The sequence below is a fragment of the Marinobacter sp. genome (genome assembly GCF_040904845.1).
In the GTDB taxonomy this organism is placed as follows: domain Bacteria; phylum Pseudomonadota; class Gammaproteobacteria; order Pseudomonadales; family Oleiphilaceae; genus Marinobacter.
In genome coordinates this window covers 62,831-81,238 of record NZ_JBBDSR010000065.1, presented here as the reverse complement: position 1 = coordinate 81,238, position 18,408 = coordinate 62,831, and the positions used below count along the sequence as shown (strand labels likewise).

The window sequence follows — 18,408 nt, the reverse complement described above, 5'->3', positions numbered from 1 at the left end:
AGGCCAGCCCATCTTAGTTCAGGCTGACCGGGCATTATAGTCTTATGTGGCGCTGGCGTTAAGAAACCATTGAAAAACAAAAAGCCCCCGGCGCCTTGCGGCAGACCCGGGGGCTTTCAGTAACCTGACTCGGTGTTTTACCAGCCAGTCACTTCCTTCAACGCCTTGCCGATTTCAGCCAGGCTGCGCACGGTTTTGACACCGGCGTCGTTCAGGGCGGCGAACTTCTCGTCCGCAGTACCCTTACCGCCGGAGATAATCGCACCGGCGTGACCCATACGCTTACCCGGAGGTGCGGTAACACCAGCGATGTAGGAAACCACCGGCTTGGTGACGTTCTCTTTGATGAACGCTGCCGCTTCTTCTTCAGCAGTACCACCAATTTCACCGATCATCACGATGGCTTCTGTCTGCGGATCGTCCTGCAGCAGCTTCAGGATGTCGATGAAGTTGGAACCCGGGATCGGGTCACCACCGATGCCGACACAGGTGGACTGGCCGTAACCGAAGTCCGTGGTCTGCTTGACCGCTTCGTACGTCAGGGTGCCTGAACGGGATACGATACCGACCTTGCCAGGCTTATGAATATGGCCTGGCATGATGCCGATCTTGCATTCGCCCGGGGTAATCACGCCTGGGCAGTTGGGACCGATCATACGCACGCCTTTGCGATCCACGTATTCCTTCGCGTACAGCATGTCGATGGTCGGGATGCCTTCGGTAATGCACACAATCAGTTGGATGCCCGCGTCTGCGGCTTCGATGATCGCGTCTTTACAGAACGGAGCCGGCACGTAGATAACCGTGGCTTCCGCACCGGTTTTCTCAACGGCTTCACGCACGGTGTTGAATACCGGCAGGCCCAGGTGCTCGGTACCACCTTTCCCGGGGCTAACGCCACCAACCATTTTGGTGCCGTAATCGATCGCCTGCTCAGAGTGGAACGTACCCTGCGCGCCGGTAAAGCCCTGGCAGATAACTTTGGTGTCTTTGTTGATCAGGATGCTCATTATTTACCCCCTGCGGCTTTAACGACTTGCTCTGCCGCATTCGACAGACTGGTGGCGGCAATGATGTTCAGGCCGCTGTCCGCAAGTACCTTGATACCCACTTCAGCGTTATTGCCCTCGAGGCGAACAACCACGGGAACCTTGACGCCCACTTCCTTGACCGCACCGATGATGCCCTCTGCAATCATGTCGCAGCGAACAATACCGCCAAAGATGTTGACCAGAACGGCCTGTACGTTGTCGTCAGACAGGATGATTTTGAACGCTTCGGAGACGCGCTCTTTGGTCGCGCCGCCGCCAACGTCCAGGAAGTTGGCAGGACGGCCGCCAGACAGCTTGATGATGTCCATGGTGCCCATGGCCAGACCAGCGCCGTTAACCATGCAGCCGATGTTGCCTTCCAGCGCCACGTAGTTGAGTTCCCACTTGGCGGCTTCCGCTTCCCGGGAATCTTCCTGGGAGGGGTCGTGCATCTCATGGATCTTCTTCTGACGGTAGAGCGCGTTGCCGTCGACACCAATTTTTGCGTCCAGGCAATGCAGGTCACCGGCAGGCGTAATCACCAGCGGGTTAATTTCCAGCAGCGCCAGGTCACGGTCTTCAAACAGCTTCGCCAGGCCCATGAAAATCTTGGTGAACTGACCGATCTGCTTGCCTTCGAGGCCCAGCTTGAACGCCAGTTCACGGCCCTGGTATGGCTGTGCGCCTACCAGCGGGTCAACTTCGGCTTTCAGAATCTTTTCCGGCGTTTCTTCAGCAACCTGCTCAATCTCAACACCGCCTTCGGTGGAGGCCATAAACACGATACGACGGGTACCACGGTCAACAACCGCGCCCAGATATAGCTCCTGGTCAATATCGGTGAGGGATTCAACCAGAATCTTGCTGACCGGCTGACCGTTCTCGTCGGTCTGGTAGGTCACCAGGTTCTTGCCCAGCCATTTCTCGGCAAACTCGCGAATGTCGTCTTTGCTCTTGACCAGCTTTACGCCGCCGGCCTTGCCACGGCCACCCGCGTGTACCTGAGCTTTTACTACCCAGGCATCGCCGCCGATTTCGCCGGCAGCTTCAACAGCTTCTTTCGGGGTATCGCAGGCAATGCCCTTGGATACGGGCAGGCCATACTCAGCGAACAGCTGCTTGCCCTGATATTCATGCAAATTCATAGTTAATGTCCCGTCTTTTGATGGAGGATAACCACGTACGGAAATGAACCCGCCGGCACACCGCCATTGGTGAGCCTGACGCGAATTCGTTATGGCGGGCCAGGGATCACCTTAGCCTGCCGCTGACGCGTCCGGAAAACTGCCGTTATGATGGCAGCGGGGCACCCAAATGGTGCCCCGACTCCCGGTATTGCGTTACTTCTTTTTGCGGCGGTTGGCGATATGAATCGCTCCGCCAGCAACGGCCAGAGCTGCCTCGTGCACTGATTCCGACAAGGTCGGGTGCGCAAAACAGGTCAGAGCCAGATCTTCAGCACTGGACCCGAATTCCATGGCGATCACGCCCTGAGCCACAATTTCGGACGCCTGCGGCCCCACCACGTGGAAGCCCAGAATGCGATCCGTCTTGGCGTCCGCGATGATTTTCACCAAACCGGAGGCGGAGTTCGCCGCCATGGCGCGGCCGTTCGCCGCGAACGGGAACGTACCCACGTTGTACTCTTCACCTTCAGACTTCAGTTCCTCTTCGGTCTTTCCGACCCAGGCAACTTCCGGCGCGGTGTAGATAACGTTCGGGATGCAGTCGTAATTGACCTGCGGCTTGTGCCCGGCAATACGCTCGGCAACCATCACGCCTTCTTCCGACGCTTTATGGGCCAGCATCGGACCGCGGACCACATCACCAATAGCCCAGACACCCGGCGCTTCGGTTTTGCAGCTGTCATCAACAAAGATGAAGCCGCGCTCATCCAGTTTGACACCGGAATCTTCTGCCAGCGCATTGTCCGTGTACGGCCGACGACCCACGGCAACAATCAGCTTGTCAAACTTGGCTTCTTGCTTGCCCTCGCTGTCCTCGTAGCTGACGTTGACCAGCTTGCGCTTGATTTCAGCACCGGTCATGCGCGCGCCCATCACAATGTTCAGCCCCTGCTTCTGGAACTGTTTCAAAGCATCCTTCGCGACCTGCTGATCGACGGCCGGCAGGAAAGTATCCTGAGCTTCGATCACCGTGACTTCCGAGCCCAGGCGGGCCCAGACGCTGCCCAGCTCGAGACCAATAACGCCGGCACCAATCACACCAAGCCGCTTGGGCACTTCGGTGAATTCCAGCGCACCTTCGGAATCCACAATGCTGTCGCCGTCAAACGGCGCGGGCGGAATCTCGATCGGCTTGGAGCCGGTGGCGATGATGACGTTCTCGGCTTCGTAAGTCTTGCTCTTACCGTCTTTGTCCGTCACTTCCACTTTACGATTGGCCAGCAACTTGCCATGGCCGTGGATAGACGTAACGCCATTCGCCTTGAACAGACCGGCAATACCACCGGTCAGTTGCTTCACGATACCAAGTTTGCGTTCCATCATCTTGGCGAGGTCAATTTTGACGTCCTTGGCGATGATGCCCTGCATTTCGTAATCGTGACTTGCTTCCTCAAACTTGTGAGAAATCTCCAACAAGGCTTTGGAAGGAATGCAGCCTACGTTCAGACAGGTACCACCCAGCACCTGTTTGCTGTCCTCAACAGAGGTCCAGGACTCCACACACGCGGTCTTCAGGCCGAGCTGCGCAGCCTTGATGGCAGCCACGTATCCACCGGGGCCTGCGCCAATGACAATGACGTCGTACTTATCAGACATAATCGATCCTGTTTTCCGATTCGTTAAATATCAGCTCAGACGTCCAGCAAAATACGCGCCGGGTCTTCAAGCATTTCCTTGATGGCCACCAGGAACTGAACTGCTTCCTTGCCATCAACCATACGGTGATCATAGGACAGTGCCAGGTACATCATCGGCTGAATTTCAACCTTACCGTTCACCGCCATTGGCCGCTCCTGAATCTTGTGCATGCCCAGAATAGCCGTCTGAGGCGGGTTCAGGATCGGAGTGGAAATCAGTGAGCCAAAAATGCCACCGTTGGTGATGGTGAATGTGCCGCCGGTCATTTCATCAATGCCCAGCTTGCCATCTTTTGCCTTGGTGCCGTATTCGACGATTTTCTTTTCAATGTCGGCCAAACCCAGCGCATCGACATCCCGCAACACCGGAACCACCAGGCCGCGATCAGTCGATACCGCAACGCCGACGTCCTGATAGCCGTGGTACACCATGTCGTTGCCATCAATGGAGGCGTTGACCGCCGGGAAGCGCTTGAGGGCTTCCGTGGCTGCCTTGGTGAAGAACGACATAAAGCCAAGCTTGATGCCATGACGCTTCACGAAGTTGTCCTGGTACTGCTTGCGCATCTCCATGATCGGAGCCATGTTCACTTCGTTAAAGGTGGTCAGCATCGCAGCGGTCTGCTGGGCGTTGACCAGGCGCTTGGCAATGCTGGCGCGCAACCGTGTCATCGGCACGCGCTTCTCCGCGCGCTCACCGGAAGCCACGTCTACTTTCGGCATATCGCCAGCCGGCTTTGCACTTGATTCAGAACCTGAAGACTTAGCGTTAGCAACATGATTCTGAACGTCTTCTTTCGTGACGCGCCCGTCTTTTCAGGTGCCCTTAACGGCATTGGGATCGACGCTGTTCTCTTCCGCCAGTTTACGGGCGGCCGGGCTCAGGATGGCGTCCCCGGAGGCAGCTTCGTTTGCAGACTCTTCCTTCGGCGCGTCTTCTTTCTTTGTGTCGTCCTTGGTTTCAGCAGGCTTGGACTCACCAGCAGCGCCTGCCTTGAACTTAGCGACTACCTCACCACTTTCCACGGTATCGCCTTCGCCTTTCAGGACTTCTTCGATCACGCCATCGGCCGGCGCAACCACTTCCAGAACCACCTTGTCTGTTTCAATATCGACGATCAGCTCATCGCGGGAACAGGCTTCACCTGGCTGCTTGTGCCAGGTCGCGACGGTGCCCTCTGCGACCGACTCGGGGAAAACGGGGGCTTTAATCTCAGTTGACATCTCGGATCCTTAATTCGGTAGCTCGTCAGATTTCGAACGCGTCGTTAACCAGTTTTTTCTGCTCTTCAATATGCACGGACATATGGCCGCATGCTGGCGCGGCAGATGCGTCACGACCGGCGTACTGAAGGTACAATTTGCTGTTCTTACGGTGCAGGGCGTTGCGCATATGATGCTGGCTGCAATACCACGCGCCCTGGTTCATCGGCTCTTCCTGACACCAGGCCACATGCTTGAGTTTGGGGTAGAGTGCCAGAACTTCGTCCAGATCGTCCCCGGGGAACGGATACAGCTGCTCGATACGGACAATCGCGACATCGTCCCGATCTTCGGATTTTTTCTTCTCAAGCAGATCGAAGTAAACCTTGCCACTGCACAGAACCAGACGCGTCACTTTTTTCGGATCAGACGGTTCTTTTTCCTGCAGAACGGTCTGGAAGGTGCCCGAGGTCAGATCGTCCAGATCGGAGGTTGCTTCCTTGTGGCGCAACAAGCTCTTGGGCGTGATCGCGACCAACGGTTTGCGCAACGGACGCTTCACCTGCCGGCGAAGCATATGGAATACCTGGGACGGCGTGGTCGGCACACACACCTGAATATTGTGCTCTGCTGACATTTGCAGGAAGCGCTCAAGGCGCGCGGAGCTGTGCTCTGGCCCCTGCCCCTCATAACCGTGCGGAAGCAGCAGGGTCAAACCACACAGGCGGCCCCATTTATGCTCGCCGCTGGTCAGGAACTGATCGATCACCACCTGAGCGCCATTGGCGAAATCACCAAACTGCGCTTCCCAGACCACAAGGCCTTTTGGTGCCGTGGTCGAATAACCGTACTCGAACGCCATAACGGCTTCTTCAGAGAGCAGCGAGTCATAGATTTCAAACACCGGCTGGTCGTCTGACAGATGCTCCAGTGCGGTATGGGTAGAACCGTCTTTCTGGTTGTGCAGCACCGCATGGCGGTGAGAGAAGGTGCCGCGACCCACATCCTGACCGGTAATCCGGATAGGGTGACCCTCGTCCAGCAGAGTGGCGTAGGCCATCACTTCGCCGTAGCCCCAATTGATCGGCAATGCGCCGGCGGTCATTTTTTCACGGTCAGAAACAATTTTGGACACCTGACGCTGGATGACGAAACCCTCCGGCACCTGGGTCAGCTTCTTACCCAGGGTCTGGATGGTTTTGAGCGCAACGCTGGATTTGCACTTGGCTGTCCACTCGTGACCGAGATAAGGCGTCCAGTCAACGTAGAGCTCTTTGTTGGGCTCTTTGACCAGGGACTTGACCACATGGTCTCCCTTGTCAAGCGCATCCCGGTATTCCAGGTCCGTGCGCTTGGCTTCGTCTTCGGAAATCACCCCATCGGCGATCAGCGAATCGGCGTAAAGCGCCCGGGTGGTTTTCAGCTTGCGAATTTTCTCGTACATAAGCGGCTGGGTTGCCGCCGGCTCATCTGCCTCGTTGTGGCCACGACGGCGGTAGCACACCAGATCGATCACCACATCGCGCTTGAATTCGTTCCGGTAATCCATCGCCATTTGAGTGACGAACATCACCGCTTCCGGATCGTCCGCGTTCACGTGCAGAATTGGCGCGTGAACCATTTTTGCCACGTCGGTGCAGTATTCGGTCGAGCGTGCGTCTTCCTGCTTGCTGGTGGTAAAACCGACCTGGTTGTTGATGACGATGTGAACCGTGCCGCCAACACCGTAGCCCCGGGTCTGGGACATCTGGAAGGTTTCCATCACCACACCCTGACCGGCGAACGCCGCGTCACCATGCAGGATGATAGGAAGCACCTGGGTGCCGTCATTGTCATTCCGACGAGTCTGTCGGGCTCGAACAGAGCCCACCACCACCGGAGACACAATCTCCAGATGCGACGGGTTGAAGGCCATCGCGAGGTGAATTTCGCCGCCGGACGTCATCACGTTGGACGAGAAGCCCTGATGGTACTTCACATCGCCCGAACCTGAGTCCGCCAGCTTCTTGCCTTCGAATTCGTCGAAAAGCTCTTTGGGATTTTTACCCAGCGTATTGACCAGAACGTTCAGCCGGCCGCGATGCGCCATCCCCAGAACGATTTCTTTGGCACCGTAGGCACCGGCGCGCTGAATGAGTTCGTCCAGACACGGAATCAGGGTTTCGCCGCCTTCAAGACCAAACCGCTTGACGCCGGGGTAACGGGACCCCAGATATTTCTCCAGCCCCTCGGCAGCAGTCAAACGTTCAAGAAGGTGTTTGCGGGTCTTGGCTTCGTATTCCGGCCGCGACCGGACGGGTTCCATGCGTTGCTGGAACCAGCGTTTGATACGGGTGTCGACAACATGCATGTACTCAGCGCCGATGCTTTCGCAGTAGGTCTGACGCAGGCCACTGATAATGTCGCCGAGTTTCATGGTTTCTGAGCCAAAATTCAGAGAACCGGTCTGAAACTCAAGATCATAGTCGGATTCCGACAAATCGTGGAAGGACGGATCAAGGTCTTCGACTTTCGGACGCTGCCAGACGCCAAGCGGATCAAGCTTTGATTCCTGGTGACCACGGAAACGAAACGCATTGATCAACTGCAGAACACGAATCTGTTTTTTGTCAGCGTCGGAGGTGGCACTGGCCGGAACACCGTTGCTGGCCAGAAAACGCTGATTGCGGGAGATGTGTTCAAACTGTTCGCGAATGGAAGAGTGAATAATGTCGCGGCCTTTATAGCCATCAACACTGGGAAGCTTGTCAAAGTAGCTGCGCCACTCTTCGGGAACGGCATTGGGGTCTGTCAGGTAGGTTTCAAAAAGCTGTTCAACATAGGCAAGATTTCCCCCCTGCAAGTGGGAAGTCTGCCATAACTGCTCCATGATGCTTTCGTGCATTTTGAATAGCTCACCTTGGGCTGGTGCGAGGAGCTCAGTATGGTCCGCCAGGGGTAAATCTCAGTCAATACGGGTTTTCACGGGATCGACTTTGGCCACCACACCGAGCATGGATGTTTTCCGTTCCCCGGTGGTTTTAAACTCAGCAATCCGCGAGCAAGCTTGATGAGCTCTGGTCACGGCCTGCGTAGTGTGCATCCCGATAAGACTTTTGCCTATAAGCCTTTGGTTGAAGGCCCTGCGCCGTTGCAGGGCCTCCCGGGTACTAACCTGATCAGAACAGTATAGCGCCTGTTCTGCATTCTGCCTTTAGGTCGCCCGTTGAAGCAGAAGGTTCCGAATGTGACCAATAGCCCTTGTGGGGTTCAGGCCTTTCGGACAAACACTGACACAGTTCATGATGCCGCGGCAGCGGAACACGCTGAATGGGTCATCAAGATTGGCAAGACGCTCCGCCTGAGCCGTGTCACGGCTATCCGCGAGGAAGCGATACGCCTGCAACAGGCCGGCCGGACCCACAAACTTATCCGGGTTCCACCAGAACGATGGGCAGGCGGTTGAACAGCACGCACAGAGAATACACTCGTACAGGCCGTCCAGCTTTTCCCGGTCCTCGGGCGACTGCAGTCGCTCAATGGCGGGAGCCGGCTTGTCGTTGACCAGATACGGCATGACCTTTTCGTACTGCTTATAGAACAGGCTCATATCCACAACCAGATCACGGATGACCGGCAAACCCGGCAGCGGGCGCACCACCAGCTTGTTGTTCTTGACCACCTGGGACATCGGCGTAATACACGCCAAGCCGTTCCTGCCATTCATGTTCATGCCGTCAGAGCCACAAACCCCCTCACGACAGGAACGGCGATAGGCAACAGACGGGTCCTTTTCCTTCATCTGGTTGAGGACATCGAGAACCATCAGGTCCTTGCCTTCCGGAAGCTCCAGCTCCACGTCCTGCATATAGGGCGCGTTGTCCGTTTCCGGGTTATAACGATAAAGGCTTACCAACATCTTATGCGTCCCCCTTAATAAGTCCGGATCTTCGGCTGGAAGGTGTCGACAGTCTTGGGCGCGAAATTCACGTCGCGCTTACCAACACGCTTCTCGAGCGGGAAGTAGACAGAATGCTTCAGCCAGTTTTCATCGTCACGCTCGGTAAAGTCGTTGCGAGCGTGAGCACCGCGGCTTTCCTTACGTTCAAACGCGGAGATCGCCGTCGCCATGGCAACCTCGTAGAGATTATCAAGCTCCAGCGCCTCAATCCGCGCGGTATTAAATGCGCTGCTGGTGTCTGCCAGCTTGGTCTTGCGGGTACGTTCGCCGATCGCTTCAAGCTTCTTCAGACCCTCTTCCATGCTCTTGCCGTCACGGAAAACGCCGAAATAAAGCTGCATGCAGCTCTGCAGATCCTTGCGAACATCGGCCACACTCTCGCCTTCCGAAGCGCTGTTCAGACGGTCAAGGCGAGCCATGGCACGCTTGATGTCGTCGTCACTGGCACCGTCCACTTCAAAGCCGCCACGAAGCTGCTCTTCAATGTGCAGGCCCGCCGCACGGCCGAACACCACCAGATCCAGCAGGGAATTGCCGCCCAGACGGTTGGCACCGTGTACAGACACACAGGCTGCTTCGCCACAGGCAAACAGGCCGGGAATTGGCTTGTCGGCACCCTGTTCATCCTGGGTCAGCGCCTGGCCACCCACGTTGGTGGGAATACCACCCATCATGTAGTGACAGGTCGGAACCACCGGAATAGGCTCTTTTACCGGATCAACGTGCGCGAACGTGCGGGACAGCTCACAAATGCCCGGCAAGCGCAGGTTCAGGGTTTCTTCGCCCAGGTGATCCAGCTTCAGCAGAACGTGGTCCTTGTCGGGGCCGCAACCACGGCCTTCGAGGATCTCGATCACCATGGAACGAGCCACCACATCCCGGCCGGCCAGATCTTTCGCGTTAGGGGCATAACGCTCCATGAAGCGTTCGCCTTCAGCGTTGATCAGATAGCCGCCCTCACCTCGGCAACCTTCTGTCACCAGTGTGCCGGCACCGTGAATGCCAGTCGGGTGGAACTGCCACATCTCCATATCCTGCATCGGGAAGCCCGCACGCAGGGCCATACCGATACCGTCGCCGGTATTGATCAGGGCATTGGTCGTGGAGGAATAAATTCGGCCGGCACCGCCAGTCGCGAGCACCGTCGCCTTGGATTTGATGTACGCCACTTCACCGGTTTCGATTTCGATGGCAACAACGCCCACCACTTCGTCCTTGCCGTTCTTGACCAGATCAACCGCGTACCACTCATTCAAGAATGTGGTACCACCTTTCAGGTTGGCCTGATACAGGGTATGCAACAGCGCGTGACCCGTACGGTCGGCAGCGGCACAGGTACGGGAAGCCTGAGTCGGATCATCCGGCCCCTTGGACTGACCACCGAACGGACGCTGGTAGATACGCCCCTGCTCAGTTCGAGAGAACGGCAACCCCATATGCTCCAGCTCAAAGACCGCCTGCGGGCCTACGGAGCACATATATTCGATGGCGTCCTGGTCACCAATGTAATCCGACCCTTTGACGGTGTCATACATGTGCCAGCGCCAGTCATCGTTGGGATCGGCGCTTGCGATTGCGCAGGTAATGCCGCCCTGGGCAGACACCGTGTGAGAACGGGTCGGGAATACTTTCGTGATACACGCAGTGTTGACGCCGGATTCGGTCAGCTGCAGGGCGGCTCGCATACCGGCCCCGCCGCCACCGATAACAATCGCGTCGTAAGACATGGTCTTGATATTAGCCATTGATTAAAGCCCCCAAAGAATCTGAATACCCCAGACCACGTACACAAACATGGTCAGACCGCATACCGCCTGCACCAGGAAACGAGGTGCCATGGACTTCATATAGTCGGTCGTGACAGTCCAGAGCCCTACCCAGGCATGGGCACCAAGAGAAATCAGTGCCAACAGGGTAAAGATGCGGAACCAGGTTTGCCCGAATAGCGCCGACCAGGTCTCATAGTTCACATCACTGAACACCATAAAACCCAGCAGGAACAGGGTGTAAAGCGCGAGCACATAAGCAGTGACGCGCTGGATCAGCCAGTCGAAAACGCCACTACGGCCCAGATTCGTTACGCTGTTTACGCTGCCCATACCCAGACTCCAGCCAGAACAATGAGAATAACGGAAACCACCAGCGTGATTTTCGCGGCGAGACGGCCACTTTCAAGCTCTTCACCGATGCCCATATCCATCAGCAGATGCTTGATACCCGCAACCAGGTGGTACAGCAGAGCAGACAAAATGCCCCAGATGATCAGCTTCGCCAGGAAGCTGTTCAGCAGTTCATCGACCCGACTGAAGCCTTCTTCCCCGGAGAGGGAAAGCTCAAGCCCGTACAGCAGGAACGCAACACCAACAAAAATGATGATGCCACTGATGCGATGCAATATGGACGTAATGGCTGGCAGTGGAAAATGAAACTTGCCGAGATCGAGATTAACTGGTCGTTTGCTATTCACAGCGCTCTCACACTCTCTCTTGGTTCCACAAGCGACCGAACAGGTCGATGCAGATGATTGGTATGTAATGGATCAGCGTGCTGGTGGTACCGGCACACGATTGCCTCAGTCGGCAGGTAGACGACACTTCGCCAATTCTCACCTGCACAGATGACTGGACAGACAAGTAACATGGACAAGGCGTATCTCCAATTCCGGGGTACGGATTATAAGGAGTAGCCCCCCCAATTACAAACCGGCAACCATCTCCGAGGCCTGTGGATAGCGGCCCGGCACCCGCTATAAGGCTTATTGACAAAATAAAATTCACCCCGCGAACTGCGTGATTCAGGAGTTCCCTGACATACACCGAATGTCAAATCATGAACTTTCCTGCCTCTTTTATTGACAAAAAAAGCCAACGCCCTATATTTTGCCGCCAGTTTTGCGATAATACGCGCCTTCTCACGCGCATCCAGATACTGAAAAGCTGTCAAAGCTGATACATAGGAGAGCACCATGACCGACAGGAAAGCCACGCTATCGGTGGGTGATAAGTCCATTGAGCTTCCGATTTATTCGGGCACCGTCGGCCCTGACGTTATCGACGTACGAGGCCTCGTCCAGGAAGGCGTTTTCACCTACGACCCGGGGTTCGTCTCAACGGCGGCCTGCGAATCCAAAATCACTTACATTGATGGTGCCAATGGTGTTCTCCTGCATCGCGGTTACCCCATCGAACAACTCGCCCAAGAATCAGATTACCTCGAAGTCTGCTACTTGTTGTTGCACGGTGAACTGCCGACCGCTGCCGAAAACAAGCAATTTCACAACACCATTAAAAACCACACCATGCTTCACGACCAGATGCGGAACTTCTTCCAGGGTTTCCGTCGTGACGCACACCCAATGGCCATCATGTGTGGCGTTGTTGGCGCGCTTTCCGCGTTCTACCACGACCAGATGGACGTAACCGATCAGACCCAGCGGGAAATTACCGCCCATCGCCTGATCGCCAAAATGCCGACCATTGCGGCCTGGTGTTACAAATACAGCCTCGGCCAGCCGTTCATGTACCCGCGTAACGACCTGTCCTACTCCGAAAACTTCCTGCAGATGATGTTCGGCGTGCCCTGTGAAGAGTACAAGCCAAATCCAATCCTGGCGAAAGCCATGGACAAAATCTTCATCCTGCATGCGGACCACGAGCAGAACGCCTCCACATCCACGGTGCGCCTGGCCGGCTCTACCGGTGCCAACCCTTACGCCTGCATTGCTTCCGGCATTGCTGCGCTCTGGGGCCCGGCTCACGGCGGTGCGAACGAAGCCGTACTGGATATGCTCGCGGAAATCGGTGATGAGGAAAACATCGAGAAGTTCATTGCCAAGGCCAAGGACAAAGACGATCCGTTCCGTCTGATGGGCTTTGGTCACCGCGTCTACAAGAACTTCGACCCACGCGCAAAGGTCATGGCACAGACCGCTCACGAAGTGCTGACCGAGCTCGGCCTGGAAAACGATCCGTTGCTGAAAATCGCCCAGCGCCTGGAGAAAATTGCACTGGAAGACGAGTATTTCGTCAAGCGCAAGCTGTACCCGAACGTGGACTTCTACTCCGGCCTGATCCTGAAGGCAATCGGTATCCCGACCTCCATGTTCACCGTGATTTTCGCCATGTCGCGCACCATCGGCTGGTTCGCTCACTGGAACGAAATGGTGTCTGGCGACTACCGCATCGGTCGTCCCCGCCAACTGTACACCGGTTCCGACGCCCGCGATTACCCCAAAAAATAATCGCACGGGAAAACGGACACCACCATCAAGGGCCGCTGATTCAGCGGCCCTTTTTTTGTGCCCGGAATGAAACTGCTGTGCTAAGTTAATCCAAACACAACAACACCGGGAGAAGATGCATGACCATCAAAGCGGCCTTTATCGGGCTCGGCGTCATGGGATACCCAATGGCAGGCCACCTGGCCAGCGCCGGCCTGGACGTCCGGGTCTGGAACCGTACCCACGCCAAGGCCGAAGCCTGGGCCAGCGACCATTCAGGCACTGCCTGCCGAACGATTGCCGAAGCCGTTGAGGCGGCAGACATGGTGCTGACCTGCGTGGGGGCCGACAAAGACCTCGAAGCCGTTTACCAGGGCCAGGACGGGATCATTGCCAACGCCCCCACCGGGGCCATCCTGATCGACCACACAACCGCATCCGCCGGCATAGCCGAAACCCTGGCTGCCTCTGCCGCCAGCCGCAAGCAGGGATTTATCGACGCCCCGGTATCAGGGGGTCAGCAAGGCGCAGAAAACGGCCAACTCACCGTCATGTGCGGCGGCGATCCGGCAATTTTCGAGCGCGCACGACCGATTCTGGAGCATTATTCAAAGGCACTGAATCTGATGGGACCCGTCGGCAGCGGCCAGAAAACCAAAATGGTGAATCAGATTGCCATAGCGGGGCTGGTTCAAGGGCTGTCAGAAGCGCTGCATTTTGCTGAGCAGGCGGAACTGGATGTGCAGAAAGTGGTGGACGTAATCTCCAAGGGCGCGGCACAGTCCTGGCAGATGGAAAACCGCTCAGGCACCATGATCGACGGCAAGTTTGATTACGGGTTTGCGGTGGACTGGATGCGCAAAGATCTGGGCATCTGTCTGGAGGAAGCCCGCAAAGTGAACGCCTCGATTCCGGTGGCGGCGCTGGTGGATCAGTTCTATGCCGATGTTCAGTCCATGGGCGGCAACCGATGGGATACGTCGTCACTGATTCAGCGGTTGAGAAAATTCCGGTAGGCGGCTTGTGCCCTACCCTTTATTTCGCCATTTTTTTTGCCACTTTTTTGTCACCCCCCTCCCACGCAGTGAGAGGGGGTGCCGAAATCCCCTTCTTACTTCTTCTCTTTTGGTTGCCATTTCCCGTTCGCGTACCACGCTGACCAGCCTGTCGCCTTGCCGTCTTTCTCGGACATGACGTACTGCTCTTTGGTCTTGCGGCTGTAGCGAATCACCGTGGGATTTCCTTCCGGATCGCGTTCGGGTGCGTTCATCAGGAAATCGTACTTGGGATCAACCTCCTTACGATGGGGCGTAATTTCCATCACCAGCGGCGGCCGGGTCTCGCGATTCTTCGGGAACTTGCTGGCCGCCAGGAACAGGCCGGAAGCGCCATCCCGCAGCACGTAGGTGTCATCCACCTTCTGGCACTGCAACTCCGGCATTGGCACCGGGTCCATCTTGGGCGGAGCCGGTTCGCCACTTTTCAGCAGTTTCCGGGTATTTTTGCACTCCGCATCGGTGCAACCAAAATACTTGCCGAAACGACCGGTTTTCAGCTGCATTTCAGAGCCGCATTTGTCGCATTCCAGCGTTGGCCCTTCGTAGCCCTTGATACGGAACGTACCGGTTTCAACTTCAAAGCCAGAGCAATCCGGGTTGTTACCGCACACGTGCAGCTTTCGGCCTTCATCGACCAGATAGCTGTCCATCGCTGTTCCGCATTTGGCGCACCGACGTTTCTTGCGCAGGAGCCGGGTTTCGCCCTCGCCTTCCACATCTTCTTCAGCACTGACCACCTCATCCCCGGAGACCAGGTTGATGGTGGTTTTGCAGCGCTCCTTCGGCGGCAGCGAATAACCGGAACATCCCAGGAACACACCGGTGCTGGCAACGCGGATCTGCATGGGTCGGCTGCAGCTTGGGCACGGAATGTCCGTCTCCGTTGGGGTATTGGCACGCATACCCCCTTCCTCACTGCCTTCTGCGGTCTCCAGCTGCTTGCGGAAACGGCCGTAAAAATCGTTCAGAACCTTTTTCCACTGAACCTCGCCCTCGGCGATGTCGTCCAGCTCATCTTCCATCCTGGCGGTGAAATCAAAATCCATCAGGTTCGGGAAAGATTCGGTCAGGCGCTCTGTCACGATCTCGCCCATTTTCTCCGCGTAAAAACGTCGATTCTGCAGCCTGACGTAGCCCCGATCCTGAATGGTGGAGATGATGGATGCGTAGGTTGAGGGCCGGCCAATGCCCTGCTTCTCCAGCTCTTTGACCAGGCTGGCTTCAGTGTAGCGAGGTGCCGGTTTGGTGAAATGCTGCGTTGGGTCCAGTTTGGCCAGATCCAGCGTTTCGTCCACCTTGATGTCTGGCAAGGCCACGTCTTCGTCTTTCTTGGCCGACTGGGGGGCCACCTTGAGGAAGCCTTCGAACTTGATAATACGGCCGCGGGTGCGCAACTCGTATTCGCCATTGGCCACCATGATCGAGGTGCTCAGGAATTCGGCATCCGCCATCTGGCAGGCAATGAACTGACGCCAGATCAGGTCATAGAGCTTCTCAGCGTCCTTCTCCAGCCCACTGATGTCAGTAGGCCGACGATCCACCTCGGTCGGGCGAATGGCCTCGTGGGCTTCCTGAGCGCCTTCCTTGCTGCCATAAACCCGGAACTTCTCCGGCATGTACCGCTCGCCGAACTGCTTCTTGATGAAGTCACGGCAGGCACCCACCGCATCCTGACTCAGGTTGGTGGAGTCCGTCCGCATGTAGGTAATGTAACCGGCCTCGTAGAGACGCTGGGCCAGCATCATGGTCTTTTTGACACTGAAGCCCATGCGATTACTGGCCGCCTGTTGCAGCGTTGAGGTAATAAACGGGGCCGAGGGCCGGGATTTCGTTGGTTTGTCTTCCCGCTTGGCCACACGGAAAGCGCCGTCTTTCAAACGCTCGACGTGCTCAACGCTCTGTTGCTCGTTCACCGGACGGTAGGGCTTGTCCTGATAACGGGTCACTTCAAAGCGGACCGGTTCTTTCGCCTGCCTGGCACCCAGGTCTGCGTGGAGCTGCCAGAACTCCTCCGGGATAAACTTGCGGATCTCCCGCTCACGCTCAACAATCAGCCGGACCGCGACGGACTGCACCCGCCCGGCAGAGAGCCCCCGCGCAATTTTTGCCCAAAGCAACGGCGACACCATGTAACCGACAACCCGATCCAGGAACCGACGGGCCTGCTGAGCGTTGACCTGGTTGTTATCGAGTGCCCCCGGGTCTTCAAACGCCGCCTGAATGGCGCGCTTGGTGATTTCGTTAAACACCACGCGGCGATATTTGTCTGGCTCTCCACCAATGGTTTGCTGCAAATGCCAGGCGATGGCTTCACCCTCGCGATCCAAATCCGTTGCGAGGTAGATGTGGTCTGCGGATTTCGCCAGCCGCTTGAGCTCACTAACCACTTTCTCCTTGCCAGGCAGGATCTCGTAGCGGGCGCTCCAGTCCTGATCGGGGTCCACGCCCATGCGGGTGACCAGCTGTTCGCGGGCTTTGCGTTTTTTGTGAGCCGCCTTTTCGTCCGGGTCCATCTTGCGCGTGAGTGCCGCCTGCTTCGCGCGCTCTTTTGGATCTGACTGAGAGCCACTGCCACTGACCGGAAGATCACGAATGTGCCCGACGCTCGACTTGACGATGAAGTCTGAGCCCAGATACTTGTTGATGGTCTTCGCTTTCGCAGGCGACTCGACAATAACGAGACTTTTACCCATATCGGAGATCTGTATCCTTGGCGATAATCGGTTAATAATTCAGCAAACCGTAAACTCGCAGTAAAATCAGTCGGCTAGAAAACACACAATAGCCGAAGCAGTGTATAGGTGCATTGTTTTACAGGGTCAACAAAAGCAAGACAACCCATTCTTTGGATTCATTCCCACTTTTATTAAATGAAGCATAAACAGGAAGGCCCGGCAATTGCCGGGCCTTCAGGACAGCGTTACTGATTCAGACTAGCGAATCAGAGACGCTCCCAGACTGTCGCAATGCCCTGACCCAGGCCGATGCACATGGTGGAAACACCAAGCTTACCGCCTTTGGCCTGCATAACGTTCAGCAGGGTTGTGGAGATCCGCGCACCAGAACAGCCCAGCGGATGGCCCAGAGCAATCGCACCGCCGTTCAGGTTCACTTTCTCTTCCATAACGCCTTGCAGTTTCAGATCTTTCAAAACGGGCAAGGACTGACCAGCAAAGGCTTCGTTCAGTTCCCAGAAGTCGATATCTTCGACTTTCAGGCCTGCACGCTTCAGCGCTTTCTTGGTCGCCGGAACCGGGCCGTAACCCATGATAGCGGGATCGCAACCGGCAACCGCCATGCTGCGAATCTTCGCAATCGGCTTGAGGCCCAAGGCTTCTGCACGCTCAGCAGACATCAGCACCATGGCAGCCGCGCCGTCGGTCAACTGGGAAGACGTACCGGCAGTGACGGTACCGTTTTTCGGATCAAACGCTGGCTTGAGCTGGCCCAGGGATTCAGCCGTCGTCTCCGGACGAATGGTTTCATCCTCTTCGATCAGCACCTTGAAGCCATTCTCGTCGTGACCTTCAATCGGCACGATTTCGTTCTTGAAGCGGCCTTCTACTGTCGCTTCATGGGCCAGGCGGTGAGACCGGGCACCGAACTCATCCTGCTGCTCACGGGTGATGCCGTGCATCTTCGCCAGCATTTCCGCGGTCAGGCCCATCATATTGGACGCCTTGGCGGAATATTTTGAAGCCGCCGGGTTGTGATCAAAACCGGACGTCATGGACACGTGGCCCATGTGCTCCACGCCACCCACTACGAACACATCACCGTTACCGGTCTGAATCGCCTGGGCGGCCGTGTGGATCGCGGTCATCGCGGAACCACACAGGCGGTTGACGGTCTGTGCCGCCGACTCGTGAGGAATGCGTGTCAGCAGGGAAATCTGACGCGCAACGTTGAAACCCTGCTCCAGGGTCTGGTTAACACAGCCCCAGACAAGGTCTTCAACGTCTTTCGGGTCGAGCTTCGGGTTGCGCTCAAACAGTGCTTCAATCAGCGCGGCAGACAGAGTCTCGGCACGCACGTTACGGAAGCAACCATTTTTGGCACGACCCATCGGAGTCCGCACGCAATCGACGACGACAACGTCTCTCGGATTAAGGCTCATAGATCTTTCTCCGTTC

The 18,408-nt window shown here is 56.5% G+C and carries 12 protein-coding genes and 1 pseudogene; 2 read left to right on the top strand and 11 right to left on the bottom strand.

Annotated elements, in window-relative coordinates; all coding sequences use genetic code 11:
• Positions 1–137: 137 nt before the first annotated feature.
• From sucD to sdhC, 9 genes and pseudogenes are all read right to left on the bottom strand, one after another.
• Entirely contained in the window at positions 138–1,010 is an 873-nt protein-coding gene (gene sucD, locus WD429_RS08315; protein ID WP_368421709.1) for a succinate--CoA ligase subunit alpha, read from the bottom strand.
• Positions 1,010–2,176 (bottom strand): ADP-forming succinate--CoA ligase subunit beta, encoded by a 1,167-nt coding sequence (gene sucC / locus WD429_RS08310; RefSeq protein WP_368421708.1) that lies wholly within the window; start codon positions 2,174–2,176, stop codon positions 1,010–1,012. The genes sucD and sucC overlap by 1 nt, the downstream gene beginning before the upstream one ends.
• A gap of 195 nt (positions 2,177–2,371) precedes the next feature.
• Positions 2,372–3,814 carry a dihydrolipoyl dehydrogenase gene (gene lpdA / locus WD429_RS08305; protein ID WP_368421707.1) on the bottom strand — a complete coding sequence of 481 codons (1,443 nt, stop codon included), beginning with the start codon at positions 3,812–3,814 and terminating at the stop codon, positions 2,372–2,374.
• A 35-nt stretch (positions 3,815–3,849) separates the two neighbouring features.
• A pseudogene (gene odhB / locus WD429_RS08300) lies at positions 3,850–5,079 on the bottom strand (2-oxoglutarate dehydrogenase complex dihydrolipoyllysine-residue succinyltransferase).
• A gap of 25 nt (positions 5,080–5,104) precedes the next feature.
• On the bottom strand, positions 5,105–7,942 hold the full coding sequence (locus WD429_RS08295) for a 2-oxoglutarate dehydrogenase E1 component (RefSeq protein WP_368421706.1): 2,838 nt from the start codon (positions 7,940–7,942) through the stop codon (positions 5,105–5,107).
• Positions 7,943–8,251: 309 nt separating this feature from the next.
• Positions 8,252–8,956, bottom strand: a complete 705-nt coding sequence (locus WD429_RS08290; protein ID WP_368421705.1) for a succinate dehydrogenase iron-sulfur subunit — start codon at positions 8,954–8,956, stop codon at positions 8,252–8,254.
• Positions 8,957–8,970: 14 nt separating this feature from the next.
• Positions 8,971–10,743 carry a succinate dehydrogenase flavoprotein subunit gene (gene sdhA, locus WD429_RS08285; RefSeq protein ID WP_368421704.1) on the bottom strand — a complete coding sequence of 591 codons (1,773 nt, stop codon included), beginning with the start codon at positions 10,741–10,743 and terminating at the stop codon, positions 8,971–8,973.
• A gap of 3 nt (positions 10,744–10,746) precedes the next feature.
• The gene (gene sdhD / locus WD429_RS08280; protein ID WP_368421703.1) at positions 10,747–11,097 is read right to left on the bottom strand and encodes a succinate dehydrogenase, hydrophobic membrane anchor protein; all 351 of its coding nucleotides are present in this window, start codon (positions 11,095–11,097) and stop codon (positions 10,747–10,749) included.
• Positions 11,085–11,465 (bottom strand): succinate dehydrogenase, cytochrome b556 subunit, encoded by a 381-nt coding sequence (gene sdhC / locus WD429_RS08275; protein ID WP_368421702.1) that lies wholly within the window; start codon positions 11,463–11,465, stop codon positions 11,085–11,087. Before sdhC ends, sdhD begins: the two co-directional genes overlap by 13 nt.
• A gap of 498 nt (positions 11,466–11,963) precedes the next feature.
• On the opposite strand from sdhC, the gene gltA reads away from it, so the two are divergent.
• Positions 11,964–13,238 carry a citrate synthase gene (gene gltA / locus WD429_RS08270; RefSeq protein ID WP_368421701.1) on the top strand — a complete coding sequence of 425 codons (1,275 nt, stop codon included), beginning with the start codon at positions 11,964–11,966 and terminating at the stop codon, positions 13,236–13,238.
• Between the two features lie 119 nt (positions 13,239–13,357).
• Complete coding sequence (locus tag WD429_RS08265; RefSeq protein ID WP_368421700.1) at positions 13,358–14,233, top strand: NAD(P)-dependent oxidoreductase; 876 nt, start codon at positions 13,358–13,360, stop codon at positions 14,231–14,233.
• A 95-nt stretch (positions 14,234–14,328) separates the two neighbouring features.
• On the opposite strand, the gene topA is transcribed toward WD429_RS08265, so the two are convergent.
• Both topA and fadA read right to left on the bottom strand, forming a co-directional pair.
• Positions 14,329–16,968, bottom strand: a complete 2,640-nt coding sequence (gene topA / locus WD429_RS08260) for a type I DNA topoisomerase (protein ID WP_368421699.1) — start codon at positions 16,966–16,968, stop codon at positions 14,329–14,331.
• A 248-nt stretch (positions 16,969–17,216) separates the two neighbouring features.
• On the bottom strand, positions 17,217–18,392 hold the full coding sequence (gene fadA / locus WD429_RS08255) for an acetyl-CoA C-acyltransferase FadA (RefSeq protein WP_368421698.1): 1,176 nt from the start codon (positions 18,390–18,392) through the stop codon (positions 17,217–17,219).
• Positions 18,393–18,408: the final 16 nt, after the last annotated feature.

Bases quoted from the DNA above. Each gene is read 5' to 3' on its own strand.
- sucD (WP_368421709.1), bottom strand. From the start codon at position 1,010: ATGAGCATCCTGATCAACAAAGACACCAAAGTTATCTGCCAGGGCTTT.
- sucC (WP_368421708.1), bottom strand. From the start codon at position 2,176: ATGAATTTGCATGAATATCAGGGCAAGCAGCTGTTCGCTGAGTATGGC.
- lpdA (WP_368421707.1), bottom strand. From the start codon at position 3,814: ATGTCTGATAAGTACGACGTCATTGTCATTGGCGCAGGCCCCGGTGGA.
- WD429_RS08295 (WP_368421706.1), bottom strand. From the start codon at position 7,942: ATGCACGAAAGCATCATGGAGCAGTTATGGCAGACTTCCCACTTGCAG.
- WD429_RS08290 (WP_368421705.1), bottom strand. From the start codon at position 8,956: ATGTTGGTAAGCCTTTATCGTTATAACCCGGAAACGGACAACGCGCCC.
- sdhA (WP_368421704.1), bottom strand. From the start codon at position 10,743: ATGGCTAATATCAAGACCATGTCTTACGACGCGATTGTTATCGGTGGC.
- sdhD (WP_368421703.1), bottom strand. From the start codon at position 11,097: ATGGGCAGCGTAAACAGCGTAACGAATCTGGGCCGTAGTGGCGTTTTC.
- gltA (WP_368421701.1), top strand. From the start codon at position 11,964: ATGACCGACAGGAAAGCCACGCTATCGGTGGGTGATAAGTCCATTGAG.
- WD429_RS08265 (WP_368421700.1), top strand. From the start codon at position 13,358: ATGACCATCAAAGCGGCCTTTATCGGGCTCGGCGTCATGGGATACCCA.
- topA (WP_368421699.1), bottom strand. From the start codon at position 16,968: ATGGGTAAAAGTCTCGTTATTGTCGAGTCGCCTGCGAAAGCGAAGACC.
- fadA (WP_368421698.1), bottom strand. From the start codon at position 18,392: ATGAGCCTTAATCCGAGAGACGTTGTCGTCGTCGATTGCGTGCGGACT.